Here is a 5,111-nt window from a genome sequence, read left to right on the forward strand (position 1 = left end):
GAGAGCGCATCTGTGGCTCCCGGTCTGGCTGGTGCTCTTGCCGCAGCTGCCGCAGTGGGCACCGCCGGTGCCGCTACGAAGGCTACCGAGGCAAAAGCAACTGATGCGAAGGCTACCGGCGGTCAGGAAGAGCCCGCTGAGAAGGCCGCTGAGCTCAAGACCGCTGAGGTGACCCCCGCCGCCAAGATTGCTGAGGCTCCCGCAACGGTGGCACCCGCCTCCGATGCTACCGCTCAGGCTACCCCCGCCGCACCCGCCGCACCCGTTGCCCTGCCGGAGACTGCCCCCGAGGGTCTTTCCTCCAGCATCTCGGCATCCGCGCTGAGCGAGCTCAACCAGTTGCCGACTATCGTGTCTGAGCCGGACACCCCCTCCGCCGCGGTGCAGAGCCCGCTGATTCCCTCGGAGACTCAGCTGGCAACCGGCAACCTGGTGCTGACTGAGGCTCAGGTTGCTCAGCGCCTGGCGCCGGTCGTCGAACACCTCTTCGGCGAGAACGGCACCGCAAAGGACGCAACCACCGTGCTGATTCGTGTACGCGCCCTCGGCTCCTACTACGACGCACTGACCCACGTGCGCCGCAACGGCTTCTGGGAGCAGGTCCGTACCTTCGAGCTGATTCCCGAAACCCTGCTGGACATCCCGGCGTTGAAGACCGACTCGTACAGCGAGGGCGAGGGCTCGCCGCTGGCTATGAGCCTGACTTTCACCCCGGGCGTGCCGGTTCAGGCGGCATTCGATTATGCGAATGAGCAGGCGTTTGTCACCTACCCGCGTCCGCTGGATGCTGAGCGTTACGTTGAGGAGCTGCGCATGTTCCCGCGTCTGGGTTCGAAGATCCCGGCTCATATGACGAGCGCGCTTTCGCACTGGAACCTCTAAACCTGTAAGGTGCGCCGCGCCGGCTCCCCGTGTGGGGGTCGGCGCGGCGCGCTATGTTTGTCATTTTTTCGATGAGGAAGATTGTTATGACTGATACCCCTAATACTCCTGAGGCTTCTGCGGCGCAGAACGTTCAGGACACTGCCGCCCGTGCGGCTGAAGCTTTCGGTGCCCTGGTGGAAACCATGGCGTTGTTGCGCGCACCGGGCGGTTGCCCGTGGGATGCTGAGCAGACTCACGCCTCCCTCATCCGCTACCTGGTGGAGGAAGCCTACGAGGTTGTTGAGGCGGTAGAAACCGGCGGTGAGCCGAATATGCCGCTGCTGCGTGAGGAACTGGGAGACGTGCTGTTGCAGGTGGTGTTCCACTCCGATATTGCTGCGGCAAACCCGCATGGCTTCGACATTGTGCAGGTGGTTGAGGGCCTGGTACAGAAGCTTCGTTCCCGCCACCCCGACGTGTTCGCGGCTGAGCATGAGGGCTCTTCGGAGGCGCCCCGCACTGCAGCTGAGCAGCAGGTGGCGTGGGAAGCGTTGAAGAAGAAGGAGAAGAGCGACCGCGGCGCGCTGGACGGTATTCCGCCGCATCTGCCGGCGCTCGCTATGGCTGAGAAGACTGCTGTGAAGGCGCGTAAGGCGGGTATTATCCTGCCGCCGGAGCCGACAAGCATGGAGGATGACCTGCGCTATATGCACACTGAGGAGGAGTTCGGCGAGCTGCTCTTTGCGTTGGTGAGCCGCGCTCAGCGTAATGGCCTGGATGCTGAGCGTGCCCTGCGTTCGTACACTCGCCGCTACATTGCTCAGCACACGCATGATGAGCCGAGCTTCTAAACATATGTGATCTACCCGGTGGGGTAAATCACCTTTTGAGGGTTCTGTAGTTACGTTGAAGTTACTACGGGACCCTCTTTTACTATCTATGTATTACTAAGTTTCTAAAGGATAGTAAAGATTGAATGTCCCGTCAGGAGGAAGAATGACCACCTTGTCCAACCCGAATACCCAGCAGAATATGCACGGAATGTCGGCTGATTCTGCATACTTCCAGGCTATTGAGCGTGCCGCCAAGGCTATTCAAGAGGCCGACCTTGTTGTGATTGGCGGCGGTTCTGGATTCTCAACGGCGGCAGGTCACGTCTACAGCGGTGAGCGTTTTACAAACAACTTCGCCCCGTACATCCAGAAGTACGGCATGACCGATATGTACTCGGCTGGTTTCTACCCCTTCAAATCCCTTGAAGAGAAGTGGGGCTACTGGGCTTGGCACATCCTTTTCAACCGTTACGAAACTGGCAGTCTTCCCCTGTATGAGCAGTTGCGTGAATTGGTTGCAGATAAGGAATACTTCATCGTGACCACCAATGTTGATTCTCTCTTTGAAAAGTCGGGTTTTGATCCTGAACGCATCTTTGAGCAGCAGGGTAACTACGGGGTCTTTCAGTGCTCTCGCCCCTGCACTCAGGAGGTCTACGACAACGAAGAAATGGTTCGGGCTATGGTGGCGCATACTGATGAAAACTTGCGCGTCCCTTCAGAGTTGGTACCAATGTGCCCGCGATGCGGTGCGCCCCTGACTACTCACCTGCGCATTGACGGTTCCTTCGTAAATCCTCCTGCCCGCCAGCGTCAGGAGAAGCGGTGGGAAGAGGTTCTGCAGTCCATGCCCGGTAAGAAGGTTCTTCTTCTGGAGCTCGGGGTTGGTTTTATGACCCCGACCTGGATTCGTTTCCCCTTTGAGCGGATTACGCATGTGCTCGATACTGCGACTTTGGTGCGTCTGAACCGAGACTACCCTCAAGCGACCGAAGAGAACCGCGAAAAGACTGTGTCCTTCGCAGAAGATGCACATCAGGTTCTTCGAGATTTGCTGAAGCGGACCGAATCGTACGGGACTGAGCCGCAGGATGAGGAGACGGTCTCGTGAGCGCCCTCAAAGACTACGCTCTCGCCCTGGCAGAGGAGTATGCGCAGAATACTGGCCGGGTGTTGCCCACTCTGCCTGATGATCCGCACCAGCTGTGGGCGCTGATTGGCTCTCTCAATGCGGTGCGTGTACCCGCCGAACCAGGGGAGGAACTTCTTAGCCTGGAGGAGGAGGCGTTCGTTGAGTATGAGCCGATGCTTCCGCCGCTGGCTGGCTTGGCTGATGCTACTGCTGCGGAAGGTGAATATGCAGGAATGTACCTGTGGCGCGGGGATATTACCCGCCTGCAGGTTGACGGCATTGTGAATGCGGCGAACTCGAATCTGCTGGGTTGTTTCGTGCCGCAGCATCGTTGCATTGATAACGCTATCCATCGCGCGGCAGGGGTGGGGCTACGGGCTGAATGTGCCCGGGAGGTGGCGCAGCGGCCTATGCCGGAGCCGACCGGCTCGGTGATGGTGACCGGTGCGCATCGTCTGCCGAGCCACTATGTGTTGCATACGGTCGGTCCGATTATTGCCGGGGAGCTGAGAGATTCTGACCGGCAGGCTTTGGCCTCTTGTTACCGTTCTTGCCTGCGAGCTGCGATAGAGCGGGGTATGCGTTCTGTGGCTTTGTGTTGCATTAGCACCGGCGAGTTCCGCTTCCCTCAGGACGAGGCTGCACGTTGCGCGGTTGAAACGATCCGCGAGGAGCTGGAAGCGGCACGCGCGGCGAGTCAGTCAGTGCCTGCGGTGGTTTTCAACGTGTTCACTGAACGCGATGAGCAACTGTACACGGAGCTTCTGCTGGGGGCGTAGGTCTAGGGTCATCGGGATAAGGATTTATTTCTCGTGTAGTTGCCCCTGCTTTCCACCCCGGCGTTTGGGCTCATGTTGTGCTTTGGGCGGGTACCCACACTCTCCCAATGTGGGGGAGTGTGGGTCTTGTTCCGCTTTGTAGCGCGCGACTAAGGGTTATTGAGACCTTCATTAAGGCGATAAAAAAGTGGTGGCAACTAGTGTGTTTGTGTGGGAGTTTTGCTAGAATTTAGGGGACGCGACTTGTCCACTACCGGGTGAGCCGTTCACATCCTTGACATCTCATAAGGAGAACAATTCATGGCTGTTATTACCGCAGTTCACGCACGCCAGATCCTGGATTCCCGTGGCAACCCGACCGTTGAGGTTGAGGTTCTGCTCGAAGACGGTGCTTTCGCACGCGCAGCTGTGCCCTCGGGCGCATCCACCGGTGAGTGGGAAGCTGTTGAGCGCCGCGATGGCGACAAGTCCGTATACCTGGGCAAGGGCGTTCTGGGTGCAGTGAAGTCTGTTATCGAAGAAATCGCTGAAGAGGTCATCGGCATTGAGGCTTCCGACCAGCGCGCTGTTGACGCAGCCATGATTGCTCTGGACGGCACCAACAACAAGGGTAAGCTGGGCGCAAACGCAATCCTGGGTGTCTCCCTGGCTGTTGCTAAGGCTGCTGCTGAGTCCGCTGACCTGCCCCTGTACAAGTACCTCGGCGGCCCGAACGCTCACGTTCTGCCCGTCCCCATGATGAACATCCTCAACGGTGGTTCTCACGCAGACTCCAACGTTGACATTCAGGAGTTCATGATTGCTCCCATCGGCTTCGACAACTACTCTGACGCTCTGCGCGCAGGTGTTGAGGTTTACCACTCCCTGAAGTCCGTGCTGCACGACCGCGGCCTGGCAACCGGCCTGGGCGACGAGGGTGGCTTCGCACCCAACCTGGAGTCCAACGCAGCTGCACTGGACCTGATCGTTGAGGCAATCGAGAAGGCTGGCTACAAGCCGGGCGAGCAGGTTGCACTGGCACTGGACGTTGCATCCTCCGAGTTCTACAACGACGGCGCATACGAGTTCGAGGGCCAGAAGAAGTCCGCAGCTGAGATGAGCGCATACTACGCTGACCTCGTTGCAAAGTACCCCCTGGTTTCCATCGAGGATCCCCTGGATGAGAACGACTGGGAGGGCTACAAGACCCTGACCGAGCAGATCGGTGACAAGGTCCAGATCGTTGGCGACGACCTGTTCGTGACCAACCCCGAGCGCCTGGCTCGCGGTATCGAGAACGGCGCAGCTAACGCTCTGCTCGTGAAGGTGAACCAGATTGGTTCGCTGACCGAGACCCTCGACGCAATGGAGCTGGCACAGCGCCACGAGTACCGTTGCATGGTTTCTCACCGCTCCGGTGAGACCGAGGACGTCACCATCGCTGACCTGGCTGTTGCAACCAACGCTGGCCAGATCAAGACCGGTGCTCCCGCACGTTCCGAGCGCGTTGCTAAGTACAACCAG

4 protein-coding genes and 1 pseudogene are annotated in these 5,111 nt (G+C 59.0%); all 5 read left to right on the forward strand.

All coding sequences use genetic code 11. The annotated features are described in order from the left end of the window. Nucleotides 1-882 (forward strand): annotated as a pseudogene (locus Q0216_RS02790) (ornithinee aminotransferase); the annotation flags it as partial. 86 nt (nt 883-968) lie between these two features. Beyond that, complete coding sequence (locus Q0216_RS02795) at nt 969-1,715, forward strand: MazG family protein (protein WP_298592753.1); 747 nt, start codon at nt 969-971, stop codon at nt 1,713-1,715. A gap of 145 nt (nt 1,716-1,860) precedes the next feature. Then, nucleotides 1,861-2,808 (forward strand): hypothetical protein, encoded by a 948-nt coding sequence (locus tag Q0216_RS02800; protein ID WP_298592754.1) that lies wholly within the window; start codon nt 1,861-1,863, stop codon nt 2,806-2,808. Further along, on the forward strand, nt 2,805-3,608 hold the full coding sequence (locus Q0216_RS02805; protein ID WP_298592755.1) for a macro domain-containing protein: 804 nt from the start codon (nt 2,805-2,807) through the stop codon (nt 3,606-3,608). The genes Q0216_RS02800 and Q0216_RS02805 overlap by 4 nt, the downstream gene beginning before the upstream one ends. A 300-nt stretch (nt 3,609-3,908) precedes the next feature. Then, a partial coding sequence (gene eno, locus Q0216_RS02810; protein ID WP_298592756.1) for a phosphopyruvate hydratase occupies nt 3,909-5,111 on the forward strand: 1,203 nt, incomplete at its 3' end.

The sequence above is a fragment of the uncultured Rothia sp. genome, from assembly GCF_937976295.1.
In the GTDB taxonomy this organism is placed as follows: Bacteria; Actinomycetota; Actinomycetes; order Actinomycetales; family Micrococcaceae; genus Rothia.

Bases quoted from the DNA above. Each gene is read 5' to 3' on its own strand.
- Q0216_RS02795 (WP_298592753.1), top strand. From the start codon at position 969: ATGACTGATACCCCTAATACTCCTGAGGCTTCTGCGGCGCAGAACGTT.
- Q0216_RS02800 (WP_298592754.1), top strand. From the start codon at position 1,861: ATGACCACCTTGTCCAACCCGAATACCCAGCAGAATATGCACGGAATG.